Consider the following 21,628-nt stretch of genomic DNA (forward strand, 5'->3'; position numbering starts at 1 on the left):
CAAGCTCTGGTGGCAAGAACGGGGCCAGAGAAAGATGAGCGTAGTACGTAAGCTGAACGGGTAGTGGATGAGCGGCAGATAAGCGGATTTCTAAACGGTGGGGACAAAACCCCACCCCGCTTTGTTGGTGACGGTCTGCTCTGGCGCGGCTCAGGGAGGTAGCTTGGTTGGTCGGCGCTAAAACTGCTGGCAAATAAGCTATTCCGGCTGGCTAACCGGACGCGTTTTGCGTACTTTTGCAGACTTATCCGCTTCGTTGCCGCATGGCCAAAAAATCAACTACCGCTTCTGTATCTACTTCTTCTGCCGCGGCCAAACCTGGGCCGGCAGCTAAAGCGGGCCGCGCGGCCCAAAAGGCGGCTCCGGTAGCCGATGCGCCGACTCCCAAGGCTCCGAAAGCCAAGAAATCTGCCAGTGCGGCCGTGGCCGATAATGCTACCAGCCATTCCATTGCTGCCGTGCAAGCCATAGCGCGCGCGGAGCAAGTGAGTGAGGCTGTAATAGCCGCCGCTGCATCCATTACCGGCCAGCTTACGGGTCCGGCCGACTTGGAAGCTCCTTACATTGAGGTGTACGGCGCGCGGGAGCACAACCTCAAGAACGTGACGGTACAGATTCCGCGCGGACGGTTGGTGGTATTCACGGGCATTTCCGGCTCGGGCAAGTCGTCTTTGGCGTTCGACACGATTTATGCCGAAGGACAGCGCCGCTACATGGAGACTTTTTCCGCGTATGCCCGCAGCTTTATGGGCGGGCTGGAGCGGCCCGACGTGGACAAGATTGAGGGCTTGTCGCCGGTGATTAGCATTGAGCAGAAGACGACTTCGCGCAACCCGCGCTCTACGGTGGGTACCATTACGGAGATTTACGACTTCCTGCGCCTGCTCTACGCTCGTACTGCCGAGGCGTTCAGCTACGCCACGGGCAAGAAGATGATCCGGCAGTCCGACGACCAGATCATCAACTACATTCTCAAGCACTACGACGCCAAAAAGCTGGTGGTGCTGGCGCCGGTGGTGAAGGGCCGTAAGGGCCACTACCGGGAGCTGTTTCAGCAGGTGGGCAAGCTGGGCTTCACGAAGGTGCGCGTGGATGGGGAGCTGCTCGACATCACGCCCAAGATGCAGGTGGACCGCTACAAGATTCACGACATCGAAATCGTGATTGACCGGCTGGTGGTGAAGGAAGAAGACCGGTTCCGGCTGTCGGGCTCGGTGCAGAACGCGCTGACGCAGGGCAAGGGCACCATGCTCGTGCTCGACCCCGACAAGAAGACCGACAACACGCAGTTCTTCTCGCGCTTCCTCATGGACCCCGTCACGGGCATTGCCTACGATGACCCGGCGCCGAACACTTTCTCCTTCAACTCGCCTTATGGTGCCTGCCCGACGTGCAACGGCCTGGGCGAGGTGCAGGAAATAACCGAGGATTCGGTGATGCCGGACAAGAAACTCAGCATCAGCCGGGGCGGGATTGCGCCGCTGGGGGAGTACCGCGACATCTGGATTTTCCAGCAGCTTGGCCTCATTCTGAAGAAAAACAAAGCCTCCCTTAGTACGCCCATCGAGAAGCTGCCCGCCGACTTGGTGCAGCGGCTGCTGCACGGCATCGCCGAAGACGAAGACGCGGACCCTAAAAAGGCCAATTACACGGAGCCTTTCGAGGGCATCATCCCGTTTCTGCGGCGTCAGATGGAATCCGACTCGGAGAACATCCGGGAGTGGATTCAGCAGTACACGCAGGCCAAGGAGTGCCCGGAGTGCCACGGCTACCGGCTCAAGAAGGAGTCCTTGCACTTCAAGCTGAGCGACAAGCACATTGGTGAGCTGTCGGTGATGGACCTGAACGAGCTGGCGCAGTGGTTTGAGGGCGTGGAAGACCGGCTTTCGGAGCGGCAGAATCTCATTGCGCGGGAGCTGCTCAAGGAAATCCGCAAGCGTATCGGCTTCCTGCTGGAAGTGGGCCTCGACTACCTCAACCTGCACCGCTCGGTGCGTACGCTATCCGGCGGCGAGAGCCAGCGGATTCGTCTCGCTACGCAGATTGGTACGCAGCTCGTAGGCGTGCTCTACATCATGGACGAGCCCAGCATCGGCCTGCACCAGCGCGACAACGAGCGGCTCATCAAGGCCCTGCAACACCTGCGCGACCTGGGTAACTCGGTGATTGTGGTGGAGCACGACAAGGACATGATCATGCACGCCGACCACGTGCTCGACATTGGGCCGGGCGCGGGCATTCACGGGGGGCAGATTGTGGCGGAAGGCTCCCCAACGGCCATTTTCAATTCCGGCTCGCTCACGTCGCAGTATTTGAGTGGGCAGAAGCATATTGAGCTGCGCAAGAAAAAGCGGGCCGGCGAGGGCAATGAGTTGGTGCTGAAAGGAGCCAAGGGCCACAACCTCAAGAACGTGACCGTCAAGTTTCCGCTCGGCAAGCTCATTGCCGTGACGGGCGTTTCGGGCTCGGGCAAGTCCTCGCTCATCCACGACACGCTGTATCCCATCCTCAACCAGCACTTCTTCAACGCCAAGCGCGAGCCGCTGCCCTACGGCAGCATCGACGGGTTGGATTTCATCGATAAGGTGATTGAGGTGGACCAGTCGCCGATTGGGCGCACGCCGCGCTCCAACCCGGCCACCTACACGGGCGTGTTCACGGAGATTCGGCAGTTGTTTTCCTCGTTGCCGGAAGCCAAGATCCGGGGGTACGGGCCGGGGCGCTTCTCCTTCAACGTGAAGGGTGGGCGCTGCGAAACCTGCGAGGGCGCCGGCATGCGCACCATCGAAATGAACTTTCTGCCCGACGTGCACGTGCCCTGCGAAACCTGTAAAGGCCGCCGCTACAACCGCGAAACGCTGGAAGTGCGCTTCAAAGGCAAGTCCATCACCGACGTGCTCGACATGACGGTGGAAAAGGCCGTGGAGTTCTTCGAGTTTCAGCCCCGCATCCTGCGCAAGATTCAGACCCTGAACGAAGTGGGCCTGGGCTACCTCACGCTGGGCCAGCAAGCCACCACCCTGAGCGGGGGCGAAGCGCAGCGCGTGAAGCTGGCCACGGAGCTGAGCAAGAAGGACACCGGCAAGACCTTCTACATCCTCGACGAGCCCACCACCGGCCTGCACTTCGAGGACATCAACCACCTGGCCGTGGTGCTCCACAAGCTCGCCGACAAGGGCAACACCGTCCTCATCATCGAGCACAACCTGGACCTGATTAAAGTGGCCGACCACCTCATCGACATCGGGCCGGAAGGCGGCGCGGGCGGGGGCACCATTGTGGCGCAGGGCACGCCGGAGCAGGTAGCCAAATCCGGCAAAGGCCACACCAGCCGCTTCCTGGCCGAAGAGCTGAAAGTGAGTAAATACGCGGTGGAAGCGTAAGTTGCGGCTTGTACCATCCTTTAGCAAAAGCGCCAGCTACCTGCGAAGTAGCTGGCTCTTTTGCTTCTATAGAAGCAGTGCGCCATGTGGTACATAGAAGCCATTTATTCAAGTTTCAGAATCAACGACAAGTAATTTTTTGATCAGCACGATCTGTCCCAAGTGGTAGTGGCTGTGCTCGATGATTCCGTGGAGGTTTCGGTAGTAGCTGCCGTATTTCTCGTCCACCATGATTTCCCATAGCTTGTGCTCGGGCAACTGCTCAATCAGACTGGCAAAAAGCTCGGCATCTGCCCACGTCTTTTGCAGTAAGTCCTCCCAATCTTCTGGCGAGAGGAGGGGAGGATGATCAAAGCTGTACTTGTCCTTAGCGGTGAGAGGTTCTCCTTGTAATACCTTCAAGCAGGCGTTTACATAATAGTGGATGTGGTAAACGAGGGCTGCAACAGTATTGAAAGAGTGCACCTGAGTTACGGCTTGTTGCCATGTTACATCGGCTAGGGTGTCCTTGAGGTTGGAGCAAGTCCAGTTGCCGCCGAAGTAGACTTCCCGCAAGTGTTTGGCGATTTGCTCAGGCAGCTTCATCTTCTTAGGTTTTAAATTATTGCTGTAGTTGCCGGTAACAAGGGCCTGGTCGGCTCAATTCTCTGTTCAAAGCCCATCAGCTAGGGGCGAAGTAAGAAACGAACGATTACAAAATACTACAACCCCGATGCGGCGAGCTACAACGCGAGCATCGACAAGTATATAGGCCGCGTGAAGATCTTGAAACGGGATATGCACGTCGCGGCGGAATGAACCCGTTGATAGTACACCTAAGACTGAATACCTGAGGACCGCCCCAAGCAGCCACTACATAGCCGCTGAAAATAATTTCTCGCCCCAACCAACCTACCGCGAGCAGCTATTCAATAACGGTACCCTGACGGACGAGTACGGCTTCCGACGCCGCTCGTTTAACCTGCACGCTTCTGGCGGGCTGAGCATGGGCTACGGGATAGGTCGTCGGCGCCGCATCCAGCTTACGCTCGACTATGTTATAACCAAAGACTTGCAGACCGGCTTCCGGGGTTCGAATACCATGCAGTCGGGCGGTGGGCTTGGCCTGCGCTACCGTTTCGGCTACCAATAACGGGCAAGCCGCCTCTGCGGCCCGCCGCGCCGGTAGCGCGGCCTGCGAGGCGGCCGGGACGCGTGCCAACAACTCGTTTCTGGCGCGGGGCCGCTCTCTTCAGTGGGGGAGGGGCCTTGCGCCAGCGTCTTTTAGGGGCTAGAAGGGTTCTACGCCTAATACGCGGTTTCCTGCCGGCACCGCAACGGCCAGGCGCCGGGCCGCGAAGGAAGCTAACGCCTTCGCGAAGGCAACTAACGGCTTCGCGGAGGCATCTTCGCCCAGAACAAATCCTACTTACAGTCGTGCAGAGGCATCTCACGGTCTCGCGGAGGCATCTAACGGCTTCGCGGAGGCATCTAACGGTTTCGCGGAAGCTCTTGCGTATTCCCAAAATCCTAGTGTCAATTCAAAAAATCTAACTAACGGCTTCGCAAACGCCGCTAACGGTAGCGCGAAGGCCACTAACGGCTGCGCGGAAGGTAAGCACAACAATAAAAAGGGCTCTGCGCTTGTTAAAACGCTGTTTTCTTGGCACATTCCCGCCAGAATACAGTTTTCACCTTATTTCTTTTACGCAGATGAATAAACAACAAGCCGCCCGCCTCAAGCGCCACCGTAAAGTGGCCGAAGTGCTGGCCAACCACCCCGCCGATGTGCAAGCCGTGCCGGCTTTCGCCGATGTTGCCGAGGGCTTTCAGGAGCGGCTCGCGCAAGTGAGCGGCGTTCCGGCCCGGCGCACGTCCAAGGGCGCGACGGAGCACAAGGACGCGTTGCGCCAAAGCCTGGAAGCCAAGCTGCTGAAACTGGCTAACGCGCTGTACCTGCTCTATCGCAAGGAAGGCGACATAGAGGCGTCCCGCACGCTGCTGCGTAAGCAGAGCGAATACAACCGCCTCGGTGCGCTGGAGCTAAACAAAATCGGCACCGACCTGAGTGCCATCGCTACGGCCCGCGCCGCCGATCTGGTACGCTACAACCACAACGCGGCGGCTATCCAGGCCCTGGTCGAAGCAGCTGCTGCCTTCGACAAAAGTATTGACAAGCCCAAAACCATTGTGGAAGTTGGTAAGGTAACCACGGCCACTACGGCCCAGCTGCTCACCGAGCTGAACCGCTACCTGAACGACGAGTTCTTCTCGGGCGTGGAGATGCTGATCGATTCTTCCCCCTTGCTCTACGCGCTGCTGCAAGAAGCCATGCGCATCGACGATGCCGGCTCGCGCAAGCAAAAGGACAAGAAGAAAAAGCCGAAACCAAAGCCAAAGCCCGGCTCCGATGAGCCGACTGACGCTACGCCTACCCCCGAAGCCTAGACCCGGCCGGAGCTGCTTCGGCGGCCCCAGCTCTGGGAAAGTAACAGCCCCGTCCGCAGTGCGCGGGCGGGGCTGTGTTTTTGGCGTTCTTTATGTGAGGTGCCAGCAGTATAGGTGAGTAAGTTATTCCCAGCCCTTGCGCTGCTTAATAGCCTGCCACTCCTCATCCGTTGGATTCATGATGAGTTGTCCGTCCACAAATGCGTAGGGAGGTGTCGGCTTGGGCTTTAGTGGCACGGCTTGGTGATAAGCGTCCCACGTCTCGTACACGGTAAAACCTAGGGCGAGCATCTGATCCACGGCAAGCGCGGCTAGGTTGTTGTCCTCAATCAGGACGTACTGCCTGTCATCGCCACGCATAATCATGTATCCAAGAGGATTGCTCTCATCATCTTTAACCAACACGTAGTGGTGCTTATTGTCATGCTCCCAAAAGCGGGAAGCGAAGTCGTAGCTGTTCTTGAGCATGTCCATAATGTAATTGGAGAAGGTACTAGCCTATATAAGGTGTATCCGTGGTGAAAGTGATGCGGGGCTTACCGATAGGTAAGATAACCGACTTCTTTTGAGTTGACCCTAATTCTTGCTGCCGACGCAGGTATTTAATATCCGTAATGCTCGGATGAGGAGTGCCCATTGGGTGCGTGTGTTTGAGTAAGTATTCCTTCGGGTTTTCAGATAGGCTTACTCTGTCTTTCTGGCCCGCGTACAGCGTGTAGTGGCCTTTACGGTTGTTCGAGCCTACGGTATAAATAACGGCAAACTCAATGCCGTGGTCAACCGTTAGCTCGCGCAGCATTTCATCGGAAGGTAGATAGTCAATCGGGATGCCTACTGCTGGTGGTCCTACCTGCCGCATGACAGCCACTAATTGGGCTTCATCTTCCGTTAGCTCAGCTAATGTGTGTATAGGCCCGCCTAGGGTCGGGGTGGCACGACTGGATAAAGCGGGCATAGGTGGCAGCTCTTGCGCCACTTGGCGCAGTTTGGCCGCCAGCATAACCGAAGGAGGCAATTCTATGGCCGGTGTGCGCGCCCGTTCTCGCAGGGCTGCCTCCGCCGCCCAGGGTAAGACACTGAACTGTTCGGCCACGGTACCATTCAGCACCAGCGCGGCCGGTGAGAGGCGCACGCGCAGTACCAAGGCGGGCAGGCGTTCTGGGTTGCCAGGCTGGAAGTGTTCGAGTGTGGCGGTGCAGTAGGCATCTTGCAGCTCGATGCGCCGCAGCACGGCCCCGGTGCCCGGCTGGCGCACTAGTAGCAAGCTGCTGCGCCGGGCGTAGGAGTCGAGCATATAGTCGTAGACGGCACGCCCGGGTTCGCCCGCGACATCAGCCCCGACCAGCAGCAACTCTACGGGCTGAAAGCGTACGTCGCTGCTGGGGCGGCCCACGTAGTCGGTAGACTGGAATAGGCCATAGTGGACTTGCAGCGGGGTATAACAGTGGCCGCGAAAGTGCCACTCCAGGAGCGGCGGTGAGATACCAGACATAAACTATGGGTAAGGCACGAGTAATGAGACGCGGTAAAGAAAACACTTTTCCGTGTCTGGAAAAGCGGGTCCACGAGTTGACTTATTGGTGGCTGCTTCGGCGGCCCCAGCTACGGGAAAGTAACAGCCCCGTCCGCAGTGCGCGGGCGGGGCTTCTTTGTAGGACTGGCAGAAAAATGAGTGACTAAGCTATGTCCTGAACTTTGTGTCGCTACGCCCGAAAGATAGAGGAATTATGGTAGTTCAAGTAGTCAGAAGCTGGCCTGTTTTCAAGCAGTTTAGGTAATATCAATAGCTCCTTGCCATGGTATTGGTAATATTCTTTTCCGTTGTCGAACTCTTCACGAATCCGCTTGCTGACTTCAATTTTAAAATCAGGAGTTACCGTTATGTAGCCATCATCGAAAAGCTTGTGCATATCTGACCGAAGCAATAGGCCATTAGCAACTTTGTTTGGGCCAGCTTCGGCATACGGCTTTATGTGCGCTGCCTCCAATACTGGTAGGGTCTTTTCACCTGTAATAGCGCAGCGCTTTGAATAAGCATCAGTAACAGATAACCGAAACGCGCCTTGTCCAATGCGCACCTTACGCAATACTGTAGCTCCATATTGAGGAGTCTCTTCAGCTACTGCAAAAGAGTCGTTGGAGGCAACAGGAGCATCGACTAAATACTTGGTGACAGTAATTTGCACCCGCTGCCAAAGCTCTGCATCAACGGGGCTCTTCTCAGTGTCGTAGCTTTTCCCTTGTACAATACTGTTGCTCCAATTTGTAGGTAGAGGTATCCAGTCTTCTTTCTTAAAGAAAATTGGATTGGTCAGAGCTATACAGCCAATAATTGGGTTGCGGTCAGCATCTCCACGTATTCGTTGCATGGCTGCCCGAAACTGTTCAAGGGTTTCAAAGCCATTCCGGTTTTGAAAAGTATCCCATGCTAATGACAGGGGGACTTGACTTTGTGCTACGAAGAAACCAATACCGCCAATGGCATTGTGAGGGCTTTTAAGCTTGAACAAAAACGGCCCACTAGGCTCTAATACTCGAAATGCCGCTCGGCCGCCCGGTTGCCAGAAATTGACGTCTTCAGGGCTGCGCTTACTCAAATAGCTGTACCAGTTCCAATCGGTTACCCCTAGATAATATTTCATAGGTGCATAGTAAAATATTCATCAGAGGTGGAGAGGTTACACAAACATATTGAAAAGGGACTGCCCATAAGCTCGCCTACTGTTTTCTCCTGTTGGTGTCTATTTAACGGCGCGAGTACAGCACTGGATACCGCTTACTGGTTTGTCCATTGGAAGGACGTCCCGTTCGATGGCAATACACTTCTGGATAGTCATCATTACCAAACTCCGCCCATTTCTTAAAGGCTGCGTAACTGAACGGCCTGTCTGGATTGTACGGAATATGTGCCCCTGTGCGGATGCAGAATCCTTGTTCAGGCGAATTGGAGCGCGTGTTCAAAATAGGATGAGTGGAAAGCGAGCCGCGGAAGGAAGCCGTAGCGGGCGTCAATTGCGGCGTAGAAGTTACCTCTACTTGCTCACGGGTAGGCCGAACGGTGGCAATAGGCTGGCCGTGCTCTAACTCGGGTGGAAAGTCAGCAAGCCGCTTCGACACGAACTTGCGCCCAGCAAGTAGAGCGTCTGTTTCATCAAATAAAACCTGAGAGCTTATATAGTTTTTGCTACCCAGCAGTCCTCCAAGCATCTTGGAAATACCGCTCTTTTTATACACTGGACGTCTTGCGAAAATTACGTCGTGCTCTTTAGCCACCTGTAGCGCGCCAGCAAAAGCTTCTGAATCTAGCGTTTTCTTGTTGAGCGCTTCTATTAACTTTTCCATTAATACGGAATGCTCTGTGTATACGCCAAACTCAATATTATTCTTGAAAGAATAGTCGTACAGGTTAATTGAAGTCACAACACCTTTCGACTCATTTCCATAATATTTCGCATGCAGGTTCGGCACGTATATTAAGGTCACGTTCAGGAACTGCTGGAAATATTCGATATCAGCTCGGCTAACGCTACGGGTAACGTTACCCTCATTCTTGCCAAATACGAGGAGTATTTTCACCTCTGGATTGGTGCAGTGATTTTCTAGCAGCTTTTTAAAATAAGCGTCTAGTTTTATGTAAGGCGACATCAGTAAAAGATGCGTCTTTGCATGGAAGATGATGTCATAAACAGCATCTTCCAGTTCTTTGCCAGTTATAAATTTGGACATTTCAGGAAGGTAGAAAGTACGTAATGGCTTTTTCGTTAAAGTCGTTGAAACTGTAAATTCTCCTGTCCCGGCCACCACTCTCGTTTCTTGGGTAGCCGCAGTTGCTGGCCTTCGAAGCGTTGGACGCCGTAGTCGCCGCCGGCCAGCTCGCCGAAGCTGGGGGAGAGGCGGACGCGGTAGTCCTCATCCACCCAGAACAAGTGGCGGTCGAAGGCGCGGTGCAGGTTGGGGCATAGGGCCAGGCCGTTAGGCAGCGTGTCGTCGTGGCTCACGGCCCAGGGCACGATGTGGCAGGCGTCGAGCAGGGGCGCATGGGCCGTGGTGGTGCTAAGGAGCTTGAGGCCCGATACGGCGCAGGTGGAATCGTAGGCAGCCAGCACCAGGCGCTTAAACACCCCGCTCCGCACTTCCTTTTCCAGCTCGTCGGCCGTAGCGGGGAGGTGGGTGCGGTAGGTGGCGGCGGTTTCTTCCAGCATCTGGCGCTCAATGGTGGTCAGCGCCTCGGTCCCGGCCGTGAGGCGGTAGCGGCCTTTGGTTTGGGGGAAGTAGCGCGCGAGCAGCGTTTGGCGCAGCACGGCGCGGGAAGCGGGAACGGTCAGCAGCAGCCACAGCGCCTCATCGAGGGTGGCGTACTGCACCACCTCGCGCAGATTGCGGAAGCTCTTCACCGAGCGGGAACTCGTGAGCAGCACTTCCAGGCCGGGCCAGGTGCGCAGGTGCCAGAACGTATCGGACGTGAGGTGGTAAAACGGCAGCGCGAAGTTGTTGGCCGTGAACAGGCCGGAGGTGCTCAGGTCCTGGCAAATGGCTTTGAAGCTGGCAATCAGCTCGGGCGTAATCAGGATGCGGTTGTCTCGGATAGTCCCCGCCTCTATGCCTTCCAGCACCGCGAGCAGTAAAGCCGGCTTGTAGGGCGCTTCGCCGTGCTGCCGGCTGCTGGCCACGCGGAGCTTCTGAAAGCGGACAATGTAGGAATCGAGCACCGAAATAGGGCATTGGATCAACTACAAAGCTAACCAAGCTGAAGCGTTGGAAAAGAGGGTTTAGGAGGGTTCGGGTGCTTTTATTTTGGGATAGTGCTTTCCCATTTTGAGGCGAAGCAACGCCTCGGTTTCGCTCCCTGCGAATAGCCCTCCTAATCCGTAGTACCGCTGCAATGGGCCCCGCTGGACCGCCTAACTGAATCTCGGAGTCAGGATTCAGTTAGGAGGTCCAGCGGCGGCACGGAGGCAGGCGTAGCGGCGGTAAGTAGCGGCAGTTAGGCGAAAGACTGTGCCGGATAGGCAAGCGGGTTTGTAGTGACATTTATGGTGACATTCGACACCTGATGTCACTACAAATGTCACTACAAATACCGGCAGCAGCGTAATTGAGCCCGCTTTTCAATTTACTCTGACATCAAATGTCAGAGTAAATTTCTATGTTGTTACTCGTCTTTATTTAGCAGGATATAGTGACCAGTCTTATTAGACCCTACAAACACAATCTTTTCCGCATCCTGCAAGGCAGCGATATCGCGCTTGGCGGTGCGTTCGGTCACACCAAACCTTTCGCTCAGTGCAACAGGGCGCACATTTATTCCTCGGGCAATCTGCTGCATAAACCATTGCTGACGCTCATTGACAGCGAAGTTTTCAGGAACATTTGCGGTAACATTGAATGTCACTGAAACCTCTTCGCCCACCGGAATCTGTAGCTCCGGGTGCGGCAGCAGCTTCGCGCGTAGTACCGTGCCTTTATCTTCCCATTCCGGCAGCGCGTAGCCGTGCTGCCGGGCATCGGTTTCGATGCGCTCAAAGCCGGAACCCCAATTTTCCATGATGGTAAGCTTGTGCAGCACACCGGCGATGACGGGGTTGCGCGCGCGGCTCACGCCGTTGCGGAAATCGTGGACCCCACCCCCGTCCCCTCCCCTCCGGGAGAGGGGGGCGTCCTAGCGGCTCTTGCGTCTGGCGCCCCCTCTCCCGGAGGGGAGGGGACGGGGGTGGGGTTGTTCTACTTCAGCGCGTTGGCCCGCTCGAACAGCTCGGCGGTTTTGGTTTCGTGGGCCCGGATTTTGGGCAGCATCTCCGTGACGTAGGCCAGCAGCTCGGGGTTGCTGAGCTTGGTGGCCGCTTCGGCGTAACGCTTGGCCGTGCGCTGATGCAGGGCCAGCAAATCGCGCAGATATTTCTTGTCGAAGCCCAGGTATTTGCGGTCGTCCACGTCGTCGTAGATGCGGCGGTCTTCCACGCTCATCGTGGTGGGCACGGCAATGGTGTTGCGCTGGGCGGTAGCCTCCAGCTTTTGGCCGGCCTCGGTGTATTCTTGCTCCGTCGTTCTGCCCCAGTCTTTCACTTCCTGCACGATGGCCTTTTGCTGCGCCAGCTTGCCCAGCGCTACTACGAGCTGGCTGGCACTGGCCGCTGCCACGGCAAACTCAGAGTCGTACTTCCGCTGGGCCTTGGTATAAGACGATTTGGTAGTCTGCGTTTTGCTGCTCTGCGCCTGAACGGGCGCGAAACTACCTAGTATCGAGGCGGCTGCCAGCAGCAGACCCGCGTGGAATGACACGTGCTTTTTCATAAGAGGTCAGAAAGAAAAAGAGGTTGGAGCGGTTGCTCTAAGGGTCCGCAGTGGAGCGTTGCGCACTACTGCCCTGTTCTACGGGTGTTTATACTCCACTAGTCGCTAAGGGTTCTAAACTAAGCAATTAGAATACTGCCGTGGCAGCAAAAGGAGCGTTATGAACTTGAACTGCGTGGCAAACAAAAAGCCGCCACTCAGCAAGAGTGGCGGCTTTTTATTGAATAGGTGTTTTGCTCGCAATACAAGCTAGAGCCTGTACTACATCATGCCCGCGTGTTCTTTCGACATCGTGAGGTGATTGGCAACCACCGGCGTGGTCTTGGTGATGAAGCCTTGCAGGTCAGCATCCTGCGTCATTTTTTGGTGCGCGGCCATGGTGTTCAGCGTCTTCTGGTGGTCGAGCACCATCTGGTCCATGAACTTCTTTTCCAGCTCCTTGCCCGAGAGCTTACCCATTTGCGCGGCAATGGCTTTGTGCTCGGCGTCCATGTCGGTAGGCAAGGTCACCTTCTTCTTCGCCGCAATGGCTTTCAGGTTGGCCGTCGAAGTGGTGTGGTCCTTGATCATCATTTCGGCGTGGGTTTTAGCCATGCCCGTAGCGCCTTTTTCCAGCACCAGCTTGCTCAGCTGAATCTCATTCTGGTCGCTGTGCGCGGCCGACTTCATGAACTCGGGGTCCGAAGAGTGCGGCGCGGTGGGGCCGTTCGGATCAGCCGTGGCCGTAGCTGCCGCCGTGGTGCTGGCCGTGCTGGTAGCACCAGTAGTGGGAGCCGATGACATGGCAGAAGAGTCGCTCGTGGCCGAGCCACTCATATTGTCGCTGCTCATGCTACCGGCCGTAGTGCCCGTGGCTTCGCCGGTGGCGTTGGCGGTATCCGTAGCAGTGGTTCCGGTGCCGCTAGAGCAGGCGGTGGCGCAAAGAAGGGCGGAGGCTGCGGCTAGGTTAAGAAATATGCGTTTCATGGTGGGTAGGTAGTAGATTAAGCAGAAGAAGGGCAAGCCTCTAGGGAGAGAACAGGAGGCTAACTGCTTCGTCTGCTTTGCTTGTGAGAAAGGTTTAGTTTAGCCCTAGTCAACGGGTTGGTTTGAAGAAGGTTGCTAGTGTTCAGCTAGTTGCTTGGCCACAAAAGAAGGCCCGGCTTCGTCCTGAAACGAAATCGGGCCTCCTGTAAAGCCTGTAAGCGGCTGCGTATTACTACTTAGCAGCGCCAGAATCAGCAGCCATTGCCGAGTCGGCATCGGCTGTAACCGTAGGGCCGGCGTCGTTGTCGATAACGGTAGCGTCGGCTTCAACGCCGCCTTTATCAGCGGCCTTGTCCATGTCGCTTATTGCTTCGCCGGCCGTGCCGTCCGTCCGTTTTTCAGCGCCGCCGCAGCTACTTAGAGAGAGGACTGCTGCCAGGGCTAGAAAGGAAAAAAAGCGCGTTTTCATAGGTGGTGTGTCTTAGGTAGAAAGGAATTGCTGGTACGTAATGGAAGAAAGAACGGTGTTATTTGCTGAGTTGGTCGGCCAGCTTGTCGGCGGCTTCGCGGTGGTTCTTGAGCGTGGCCAAGTGGTTGGCCGCAAAGGCCCGAATGTCGCCATCGTACGCCTCGTCGCTCATGTCGTCAAACTCGTCGATGCTGGCTTTGTGGCTGTCTTCGAGCAGCTCCACGTATTTCTGGTCGAAGCCGGGGCCGTTGAGAGCGGCCAGCTCCCCGAGCGGCTCGCCTTGCTTTTCGCCCAGGCTGCTGGGCAGCACAATGTTCTTGCGGCCCGCCAGCTGTTTCAGCGCGGCTTGCATGGTGGCGTGTTCCCCAATGATGGTCTGGGCCAGATACTTCACATCGGGCGAAGTGGCTTTGCGTTGCGCTATCTGGCTCATTTCCACGTCCAGCATACTTTGGCTGGCCGCGCGCACCATAAACTCCGCGTCACGCTCCTGTTTGGCCGTCACGTTCTCATCGCCAATGCGCTTTTCGTTCTGAAATTTAGCCTCGGCGATGGGGTCTTTGTTGGCTTCCGAACCACAGGCCGAAAGTAACACGAGGGCTATGCTAGTGAGCTGCAAGGGAAAAAGCCGCATGGAGTCAGAGGTTTGGCGAAACAGAAAGGACACGCCAACCTATACGGCCGGTAAGACAGAGCAGTTATTTCAATGAACAATTAGCAATGAGTAATGAGCAATTTTCGGAAGCCACCAAGCCGGGTCGGGAGTAAGCCGAAGCTCCGGCTTCGCGCACCAGCGAAGCGAGTAGCTGGTACGGCGCCACCTAGCTCAGCCGCGGAGGAACTCGCCTGCGGCTCGTGCGTGAAGCCGGAGCTTCGCGCTACTGCTCAGCCGCGTAGGAACTCGCCGGTGGCTCGTCGCGGAACGAATTTGCGCGCTAAAGAACGAACAGCGTTGCTCATTGGTAATTAGTTATTGCCTTTCATTATCGCCTCTGCTACCACCAAATCTTCCGGCGTCGTGATTTTGAGGTTGCGGTAGTCGCCTTCCACGATGTGGATGGGGTGCAGGTCTTCCACCACGCTGGCATCGTCGGTGAACGTGCTCAGCTCCGGCAGCTGGTAGGCGCGGCGCAGCAGGTTGATTTCGAAGCATTGGGGCGTCTGCACCAGCCGTAGCCGGGCGCGGTTGAGGGCGTAGGAACCCTGCTGACTGAGGTTGCGCACCGAGTCTTTGGGCACTACCGCCGCCACCGCCGCCCCGTGGTTGTACGCCGCCTGGAACGTGGCTTCTATCACGCTGGCCGGCGTCAGGGGCCGCACCCCATCGTGCACAGCCACCGTGCCGGCCGTTTCCTGCGCCAGCAAGGCCAGTCCCCGCTGCACCGAAGCCCAGCGCGTGGCTCCGCCCGTGGTTAGCTCATGCGCCGGCACGTGTTCGTGGCGGGCGCATAGTTCTTGCCACGTGGCCACCTGGTCGGCGGGCAGCACCACTACCAGCCGCCGCACGCCCAAGGCCGCCTCGGCGAAGCGCCGCAGCGTGTGCAGCAGCACCGGCTCGCCGAGCAGCGGCAGAAACTGCTTGGGCTGGTCGGCCCCCATCCGCAAACCGCTGCCTCCCGCCACGAGAATAGCAAATCGGAGGTGAGTAGGTGAGGAGGTGATTAGGGGATTAGGTGAGGAAGTAGACATGGTAGGCGGGACAGTAGAACACGAAAACGGCAAATAACAAAAGTCCCGGCCATCGAAAGACAGCCGGGACCCCCAAACCTAATTACCTAATACCTTAATCACCTACTCACCTCAAAGAATCAGCATGGCGTCGCCGTAGCTGAAGAACTTGTATTTCTCTTTGATGGCGAGCTTGTAGGCTTCAATCAGGAACTCGTGGCCCGCGAAGGCCGAGGCCATCATCATGAGCGTGCTCTCCGGGGTGTGGAAGTTCGTGATCAGGGAGTTCGCAATCTTGAACTCGTACGGGGGGAAGATGAACCGGTCGGTCCAGCCCTCATTAGCTTTCAGACGCGAGTTGGCCGACACCGACGACTCCATGGCCCGCATCGAGGTGGTACCCACGGCGCACACGCGCTTCTTGGCGTCGAGCGCCCGATTCACCACCGTGGCAGAGGTGCCGGGCACGATGAAATTCTCGGAGTCCATTTTGTGCTTGGTCAGATCTTCCACGTCCACGGGGCGGAAGGTGCCCAGGCCCACGTGCAGCGTTACGGGCACCACTTCCACGCCTCTGATTTCGAGGCGCTTCAGTACTTCCCGCGTGAAGTGCAGGCCCGCCGAAGGGGCCGCTACGGCGCCGGTGTTTTTGGCGTAGATGGTCTGGTACCGCTCTTTGTCGGCCGGCTCGGCGTCGCGGGTGATGGACTCGCGGGGCAGCGGGGTTTCGCCGAGGTTGTGCAAGGCTTTATAGAACTCCTCGTCGGTGCCATCGAAAAGGAACTTGATGGTCCGGCCGCGGGAAGTGGTATTGTCGATAACCTCGGCTACCACTTCGCCTTCGTCGTCGAAATACAGCTTGTTGCCCACCCGAATCTTGCGGGCGGGGTCCACGAGCACGTCCCAGAGGTGAATTTCCTTGTTCAGCTCGCGCAGCAGGAACACTTCAATCTTGGCGCCGGTCTTCTCCTTGTTGCCGTAGAGGCGGGCCGGGAATACTTTTGTGTCGTTGACCACAAATACGTCGCCTTCGCCGAAGTATTCAATGATGTCTTTGAATACGCGGTGCTCGATCTTGCCACTGTCGCGGTGCAATACCATCAGGCGTGACTCGTCGCGGTTTTTGGCCGGGTGCTGGGCAAGCAGGGCTTCGGGCAGGTCGAATTTAAACTCGGTGAGCTTCATAGGGGCGGAAAGGGCAATAGCAGGGCAAGCTAACAAAAATTTGAGCCGGCGAAAGTACATAGTTTCGCTGGATTAATTGTTACTTTTCGCCCGAAAAGTAAGTTAATGGCTGAATTGCTTAATGGCTGCATGGTTGATTGTTCTGCATTGCTTCATCAGAACGGCCAATCATTCAGCCATTAAGCAATTCAGCCATTTAATCGTGCCCTAAATGAAAGCTCTGCGCCTGACCCTGGAAAGCTTCCGCTTCGCGTGGCAAGCCCTCAAATCGAACCTGCTGCGCACGGTGCTTTCTCTACTGGGCGTTACGGTGGGCATCTTTGCCATCATCGCTGTCCTGACCGTCGTTGATTCGCTCGAAGCCAACGTGCGCCAGAGCATGAGCTTCGTCGGCGACAAGGTCATCTACGTCATGAAGATGCCCTGGACCTTCGACCAGCCCGACTACCCATGGTGGCGCTACTTCCAGCGGCCCGCGCCCACGGTGCGCGAGTTTCGGGAGCTACAGCGGACACTCTCCGACAACCAGAAGGGCGTGGCTATTTACGCGGCTACGGGCGGCAACACGCTGCGGGCCGGCTCCAACAGCATGGAAGGCTGCGCGCTGCAAGGCGTCACGTTTGACTACCGCAACGTGTCGGATCTGCCCATTGCGGAGGGCCGCTACTTCACCCAGCAGGAAATAGATGCCGCCCGCAACGTGGCCATCGTGGGGGCCGATATTGCCACTAATCTTTTTCCCAACGGTTCTGCGTTGGGCAAGGAGTTCAAGGCCCGCGGCCTTACGTTCACCATTATTGGGGTGGTGAAAAAAGAAGGCAAAAAGATTCTCGACACGCCCAGTAACGACACCAACTGCGTTATTCCGTTCGGCGCTTTCACCAAGATATTCGCGCTGAGCACCAACGGCCTCACTGGCGTCACGCCCACCATTGCCGTGAAAGGCCGCGAAGAAGACGCCGGCCTGCTCGACTTGGAATACGAGATGAAAGGGCTGCTGCGCAACATCCGCACCCTGAAACCGCGCGAGGAAGACAACTTCGCCTTGAACCGGCCCGAAATGCTGTCCAACATGGTCGGCAAGCTGTTTTCGGTGATTGGCTTGGCAGGTTGGGTTATTGGCGGCTTCGCGATGGTTGTCGGGGGCTTTGGTATTGCCAACATCATGTTTGTGTCGGTGAAGGAGCGCACCAATATCATTGGCATTCAGAAATCCTTGGGCGCTAAGAACTACTTCATTCTGTTCCAGTTTCTGTTTGAGGCGGTGTTTTTATGCTTGTTAGGCGGCTCAACTGGCATTTTCCTGGTGTGGCTCATCACGCTCGTGCCGCAGGATGTGATGCCGCTCAACCTCTCGGCCTGGAATATCACCTTGGGCTTGACCGTGTCGGTGGTGATTGGCATGCTGGCTGGTATCATCCCGGCCGTGCTAGCGGCTAACCTGGACCCTGTTATCGCCATTCGGAGTAAGTGAGATAAATGGCTTAATTGTTTAATGGTTAAATGGTTGGTCGCTCAACGAGCCGCCAGAACATCAACCATTTAACCATTAAACAATTAAGCCATTCAACCATAAAACAACCATACGTTAGTAAATCGTTAACTTGGCCGGCCGTACTTTTGGTCGCCCTGCTTGCGTGGGGCGGCTTTCTTTTTGCCAAATCCCCCCCCATTTTTTCCGCGAATACGTTGCTGCTAGCAATGTGTCGTTTCAGTAAGTAGCATACCTCATGACCAAGCTCAAGAAGACCAGCCGCACCAAGGTGTCGGATGAAGCATTGAACGCCGGGAGCGGCCAAACTATCCACCAGCCCGACGTTAATAACAACAAAGTCAAGACTATCAGCGACATCCGGGAGCAAACCCACGGCGAGCGGACCGTGCAGCTCGATGATGAGCAGCGCATCCGCAAGGCCTTCGTTGACAAGGACTGGAACGAGATTAAGATTGCCGACTCCTGGCAGATCTTCAAGGTGATGGCCGAGTTCGTGGAGGGCTTCGAGAAGATGACCAAAATCGGGCCTTGCGTGAGCATCTTCGGCTCCGCCCGCACCAAACCCGACAATCCGTACTACCAGATGGCCGAGGAAATTGCGGCCAAGTTGGTGCGTCACGGGTACGGCGTTATCACGGGTGGTGGCCCTGGCATCATGGAAGCTGGCAACAAGGGCGCCCGCTCGGAAGGCGGCCGTTCGGTGGGCCTCAACATTGAGCTGCCGTTCGAACAGTTCCACAATATCTACATCGACCCCGACAAAGTCATCAACTTCGACTACTTCTTCGTGCGGAAGGTGATGTTCGTGAAGTACGCGCAGGGCTTCATTGGCATGCCCGGCGGCTTCGGCACCCTTGATGAGTTGTTTGAAGCTATTACGCTTATCCAGACCAAAAAAATCGGGCGCTTTCCCATCGTGCTGGTGGGCTCCGCGTACTGGAACGGTCTGTTTAAGTGGATTGAGGATGTGATGCTGCACGAGGAGCACAACATCTCGCCCGAAGACATGCACCTCATCCAAATCGTAGACGACGCTGCTTCGGCCGTGAAAATCATCGACGACTTCTATTCCAAGTACCTGCTCTCGCCAAACTTCTAATTGACGCCAAAGGACTACGAAACCAGCTTCTCTCGTCTGGGAAGCTGGTTTTTTTATGCTTGCCCGCCAGTTGTTGGCCTGCCAGTTGTTGAAGTGCCAGCGGGTGCCAGGCAGTTAGACCGACGCAGCCCTTAGTTCCCTGGTTTCGTAAGTGCATTAACTTGCGGCGGTGGCTTCTTTCCGGCCGCTGTTGTGTGTGGCCGCAGTCTTCGATTTTGATTATGTGATTGTTGGGGGCGGAGCTGCCGGCCTGAGTCTGGCGTATCATATCAGCCAGGAACCGCGCCTCGCCGACAAGCGGGTACTCATCCTGGAGTCCGAAGCCAAAGACCAAAACGACCGAACCTGGTCGTTCTGGGCCGATGCCCCGTCGCTGTTTGATGGCATCGTGGCGCACGAGTGGGGGCAGATTGCCTTTCGGAGTCCGCAGTTTGAGCGAGTATTCGCCCTCAAGCGCCACCGCTACAAGATGATTCGGGGGCTGGACTACTACAACTTCGTGCGCAAGGCGTTGGCCGCCAATCCGCAGTTTGAGCGGGTCCAGGCCACAGTAACCGCGCTAGAAAACACCCCAACTGGAGTTGCAGCGCAGACCAGCCAGGGCAGCTTCACGGCGCGCTACGCCTTCGATAGTCGTCCGCCGCAGCTCCAACCGCGCCTCAACCGGCACCGCTATCTGCTCCAGCATTTTGTGGGCTGGGAAGTGGAAACGCCGCAGGATGTTTTCGACCCCACGACGGTGGAATTCATGGATTTCCGGGGTGAGCAGGAGCGGGAAGCGCGTTTCATGTACGTGCTGCCGTTCAGCAAGCGGCGGGCCTTGGTGGAGTACACCTTGTTTTCCGCCGAGATGTTGCCCAAGCAGGAGTACGAAGCGGCCATGCGGCAGTACTTGCTTGAGCTGGGCGTCACGGAGTTTCGCACTGCGGCCGAGGAAATCGGAGCCATACCCATGACCGACCACCCATTGCCCGCCACCGTTGGTCCGCACATTATCAACCTAGGCACTCGGGCGGGAAGGGCCAAACCAAGCACGGGCTACGCTTTCAAGCGGATTCAGGCCCATTCTGTCCGGCTAGTAGAGGCTTTGGCCACCACCGGCCACCCACCCACGGACTCCACCGGCGACCAATGGCAGTTTCACCTCTTCGATACGCTGCTGCTCGACATCATGCAGCGCCAAGGCCAACAGACGCGCAACATTTTCGCGGAGCTGTTCAGCCGCAATCCACTCGAAAGAATCTTCGATTTTCTGGATGAGCGTACTTCCTGGAAGGAGAATTTCCAAGTGATGAACTCTGTCACCCCCTGGCCCTTCCTGCGCTCCATCTGGCACGTCCTGCGAGGCAAACCAGGAAATGGAACGAGGAATTAGGAATGAAGAAGAAGGAGGGCCATGCACTCCGGTCTGCCCGCTTTTCGCGAGCTGAACGGTTGCTGCTTGCTAAAGCTGTTTCGTCTGCTCATTTTTTACTCTAGTGGCGCTTTCCGCGACCGTTCAGCTCGCGAAAAGCGAGCAGACCGGAGCTAGCGTAAAAAAATAGACACCCCCTTTCATTGTAAGCCTCGTAGCCATTCCTCAGTCCTAATTCCCAACCGACGCTTCGCTTTCCAGAAACTCCCGGGCGGCTAGGACGGTGGCGGGGGTGAGTGGCTCCAGGTGTGGGCTGGGGTGGGAGAGGTTGAGCAAGTAGCCGCCGTTGAGGGCGGAAAGGTTATCGAGGTCGTGGGTGATGCAGAGCACGGTTTTGCGCTGCTCCGTTACCCAGCCGTGCAGCAGATCGAAGACGCGGCGACGGTAGTATACGTCGAGCTGCTGGGTAGGCTCATCGAGCAGGTAGATGGGAGCATCCTGGAGGCTGAGCTGGGCCAGCCACACTAATTGCTGCTCGCCGCCGGAAAGCAGCGTGAAATCCTGCTCCGCCAAGCGCGCCGCCCCCACGCGGGCCAGCGCGGCATCAGCCAGTGTATAATCGGTAGGAGAGTAGGCGCTGAGCAGCCCGCCGCGGTGTCGGTAGCGGCCCATTACTACCAACTCCCGCACCCGAATGGGAAAGCCGACGGTGGTGCGCTGGGGCAGATAAGCCAAAAAGCCTTCGGCCGCGGGCCGGCGCAGGGCGCGCAGGTCGTGGCCGTTTAGGTAGATGGAGCCTTCGTAGGCCAGCTGTTTAGTTAGAGTGCGGAACAGCGTGGTCTTGCCACAGCCGTTATGCCCCACAATAGCTACGAAACTCGGCTCGGAAATCGTAAAAAAAAGGTTGCGGAGTAGAACACGCTGTTCATACCCCGCAACCAGATTTTCTATATGTAGAGGTGCAATATCAGACATAAGAAGCGAGACGAAAATAAGCCCTTACCTGCGGAGCAGCAGAGCACACAAAAAAGTCTCACTTCTCACCTCTCAGATCTCACTTCTGACCCTTAGTACTCGTCTTCGTTGAACATGAAGTCCTCTTTGGTCGGATAGTCCGGCCATACTTCTTCGATGTTCTCGTAGGGCTGGCCGTCGTCTTCCAGGGCCTGTAGGTTTTCCACTACTTCCATCGGAGCACCCGAGCGGATGGAATAGTCAATTAGTTCATCCTTGGTGGCGGGCCAGGGAGCGTCTTCCAGGTACGAAGCAAGTTCCAGCGTCCAGTACATAG

General features: G+C 56.6%; 21 protein-coding genes. 6 read left to right on the forward strand and 15 right to left on the reverse strand.

Annotated elements, in window-relative coordinates:
* The first annotated feature begins 263 nt into the window (after nucleotides 1-263).
* Nucleotides 264-3,383, forward strand: coding sequence for an excinuclease ABC subunit UvrA (gene uvrA, locus ACYSMN_RS22580; RefSeq protein ID WP_488926190.1), 3,120 nt, complete (start codon nucleotides 264-266; stop codon nucleotides 3,381-3,383).
* A 108-nt stretch (nucleotides 3,384-3,491) separates the two neighbouring features.
* Here uvrA and ACYSMN_RS22585 read toward each other — a convergent pair whose 3' ends face one another.
* Nucleotides 3,492-3,968, reverse strand: coding sequence for a hypothetical protein (locus ACYSMN_RS22585; RefSeq protein ID WP_488926191.1), 477 nt, complete (start codon nucleotides 3,966-3,968; stop codon nucleotides 3,492-3,494).
* A gap of 400 nt (nucleotides 3,969-4,368) precedes the next feature.
* Here ACYSMN_RS22585 and ACYSMN_RS22590 point away from each other — a divergent pair, with 400 nt between their 5' ends.
* Together ACYSMN_RS22590 and ACYSMN_RS22595 are read left to right on the forward strand one after the other, a co-directional pair.
* Complete coding sequence (locus tag ACYSMN_RS22590) at nucleotides 4,369-4,515, forward strand: hypothetical protein (RefSeq protein ID WP_488926192.1); 147 nt, start codon at nucleotides 4,369-4,371, stop codon at nucleotides 4,513-4,515.
* A 560-nt stretch (nucleotides 4,516-5,075) separates the two neighbouring features.
* The gene (locus ACYSMN_RS22595; protein ID WP_488926193.1) at nucleotides 5,076-5,810 is read left to right on the forward strand and encodes a hypothetical protein; all 735 of its coding nucleotides are present in this window, start codon (nucleotides 5,076-5,078) and stop codon (nucleotides 5,808-5,810) included.
* A 123-nt stretch (nucleotides 5,811-5,933) separates the two neighbouring features.
* On the opposite strand, the gene ACYSMN_RS22600 is transcribed toward ACYSMN_RS22595, so the two are convergent.
* From ACYSMN_RS22600 to queA, 12 genes are all read right to left on the reverse strand, one after another.
* The gene (locus ACYSMN_RS22600) at nucleotides 5,934-6,284 is read right to left on the reverse strand and encodes a hypothetical protein (protein WP_488926194.1); all 351 of its coding nucleotides are present in this window, start codon (nucleotides 6,282-6,284) and stop codon (nucleotides 5,934-5,936) included.
* Between the two features lie 19 nt (nucleotides 6,285-6,303).
* On the reverse strand, nucleotides 6,304-7,302 hold the full coding sequence (gene tssD / locus ACYSMN_RS22605; protein ID WP_488926195.1) for a type VI secretion system tube protein TssD: 999 nt from the start codon (nucleotides 7,300-7,302) through the stop codon (nucleotides 6,304-6,306).
* Between the two features lie 211 nt (nucleotides 7,303-7,513).
* Nucleotides 7,514-8,452: an HNH endonuclease gene (locus ACYSMN_RS22610; protein WP_488926196.1), complete on the reverse strand. Its 939-nt coding sequence runs from the start codon at nucleotides 8,450-8,452 to the stop codon at nucleotides 7,514-7,516.
* A gap of 103 nt (nucleotides 8,453-8,555) precedes the next feature.
* Nucleotides 8,556-9,536 carry a phospholipase D family protein gene (locus tag ACYSMN_RS22615; protein WP_488926197.1) on the reverse strand — a complete coding sequence of 327 codons (981 nt, stop codon included), beginning with the start codon at nucleotides 9,534-9,536 and terminating at the stop codon, nucleotides 8,556-8,558.
* A gap of 35 nt (nucleotides 9,537-9,571) precedes the next feature.
* Complete coding sequence (locus ACYSMN_RS22620; protein ID WP_488926198.1) at nucleotides 9,572-10,519, reverse strand: HNH endonuclease; 948 nt, start codon at nucleotides 10,517-10,519, stop codon at nucleotides 9,572-9,574.
* Nucleotides 10,520-10,962: 443 nt separating this feature from the next.
* Entirely contained in the window at nucleotides 10,963-11,409 is a 447-nt protein-coding gene (locus tag ACYSMN_RS22625) for an ATP-binding protein (protein WP_488926199.1), read from the reverse strand.
* Between the two features lie 122 nt (nucleotides 11,410-11,531).
* Complete coding sequence (locus tag ACYSMN_RS22630) at nucleotides 11,532-12,101, reverse strand: DUF4142 domain-containing protein (RefSeq protein ID WP_488926200.1); 570 nt, start codon at nucleotides 12,099-12,101, stop codon at nucleotides 11,532-11,534.
* Nucleotides 12,102-12,362: 261 nt separating this feature from the next.
* Nucleotides 12,363-13,067, reverse strand: coding sequence for a DUF4142 domain-containing protein (locus tag ACYSMN_RS22635; protein WP_488926201.1), 705 nt, complete (start codon nucleotides 13,065-13,067; stop codon nucleotides 12,363-12,365).
* A gap of 232 nt (nucleotides 13,068-13,299) precedes the next feature.
* On the reverse strand, nucleotides 13,300-13,536 hold the full coding sequence (locus tag ACYSMN_RS22640) for a hypothetical protein (RefSeq protein ID WP_488926202.1): 237 nt from the start codon (nucleotides 13,534-13,536) through the stop codon (nucleotides 13,300-13,302).
* A 58-nt stretch (nucleotides 13,537-13,594) separates the two neighbouring features.
* Complete coding sequence (locus tag ACYSMN_RS22645) at nucleotides 13,595-14,170, reverse strand: DUF4142 domain-containing protein (protein WP_488926203.1); 576 nt, start codon at nucleotides 14,168-14,170, stop codon at nucleotides 13,595-13,597.
* A 332-nt stretch (nucleotides 14,171-14,502) separates the two neighbouring features.
* Nucleotides 14,503-15,225 (reverse strand): 2-C-methyl-D-erythritol 4-phosphate cytidylyltransferase, encoded by a 723-nt coding sequence (locus ACYSMN_RS22650; protein ID WP_488926204.1) that lies wholly within the window; start codon nucleotides 15,223-15,225, stop codon nucleotides 14,503-14,505.
* Between the two features lie 111 nt (nucleotides 15,226-15,336).
* A complete protein-coding gene (queA, locus tag ACYSMN_RS22655; protein ID WP_488926205.1) occupies nucleotides 15,337-16,389 on the reverse strand; it encodes a tRNA preQ1(34) S-adenosylmethionine ribosyltransferase-isomerase QueA in 1,053 nt (350 codons plus the stop codon).
* Nucleotides 16,390-16,600: 211 nt separating this feature from the next.
* Between queA and ACYSMN_RS22660 the strand changes: the two genes are divergently transcribed.
* From ACYSMN_RS22660 to ACYSMN_RS22670, 3 genes are all read left to right on the forward strand, one after another.
* Entirely contained in the window at nucleotides 16,601-17,863 is a 1,263-nt protein-coding gene (locus tag ACYSMN_RS22660; RefSeq protein WP_488926206.1) for an ABC transporter permease, read from the forward strand.
* 256 nt (nucleotides 17,864-18,119) lie between these two features.
* Nucleotides 18,120-18,983 (forward strand): LOG family protein, encoded by an 864-nt coding sequence (locus tag ACYSMN_RS22665; RefSeq protein WP_488926207.1) that lies wholly within the window; start codon nucleotides 18,120-18,122, stop codon nucleotides 18,981-18,983.
* A 196-nt stretch (nucleotides 18,984-19,179) separates the two neighbouring features.
* The gene (locus ACYSMN_RS22670; protein WP_488926208.1) at nucleotides 19,180-20,358 is read left to right on the forward strand and encodes a lycopene cyclase family protein; all 1,179 of its coding nucleotides are present in this window, start codon (nucleotides 19,180-19,182) and stop codon (nucleotides 20,356-20,358) included.
* Between the two features lie 210 nt (nucleotides 20,359-20,568).
* On the opposite strand, the gene ACYSMN_RS22675 is transcribed toward ACYSMN_RS22670, so the two are convergent.
* The gene (locus ACYSMN_RS22675) at nucleotides 20,569-21,312 is read right to left on the reverse strand and encodes an ABC transporter ATP-binding protein (protein ID WP_488926209.1); all 744 of its coding nucleotides are present in this window, start codon (nucleotides 21,310-21,312) and stop codon (nucleotides 20,569-20,571) included.
* Nucleotides 21,313-21,404: 92 nt separating this feature from the next.
* Nucleotides 21,405-21,626 carry a DUF2795 domain-containing protein gene (locus tag ACYSMN_RS22680; RefSeq protein ID WP_019948259.1) on the reverse strand — a complete coding sequence of 74 codons (222 nt, stop codon included), beginning with the start codon at nucleotides 21,624-21,626 and terminating at the stop codon, nucleotides 21,405-21,407.
* Nucleotides 21,627-21,628 lie beyond the last annotated feature (2 nt).

It is taken from the genome of Hymenobacter sp. M1-2 (assembly GCF_057808495.1).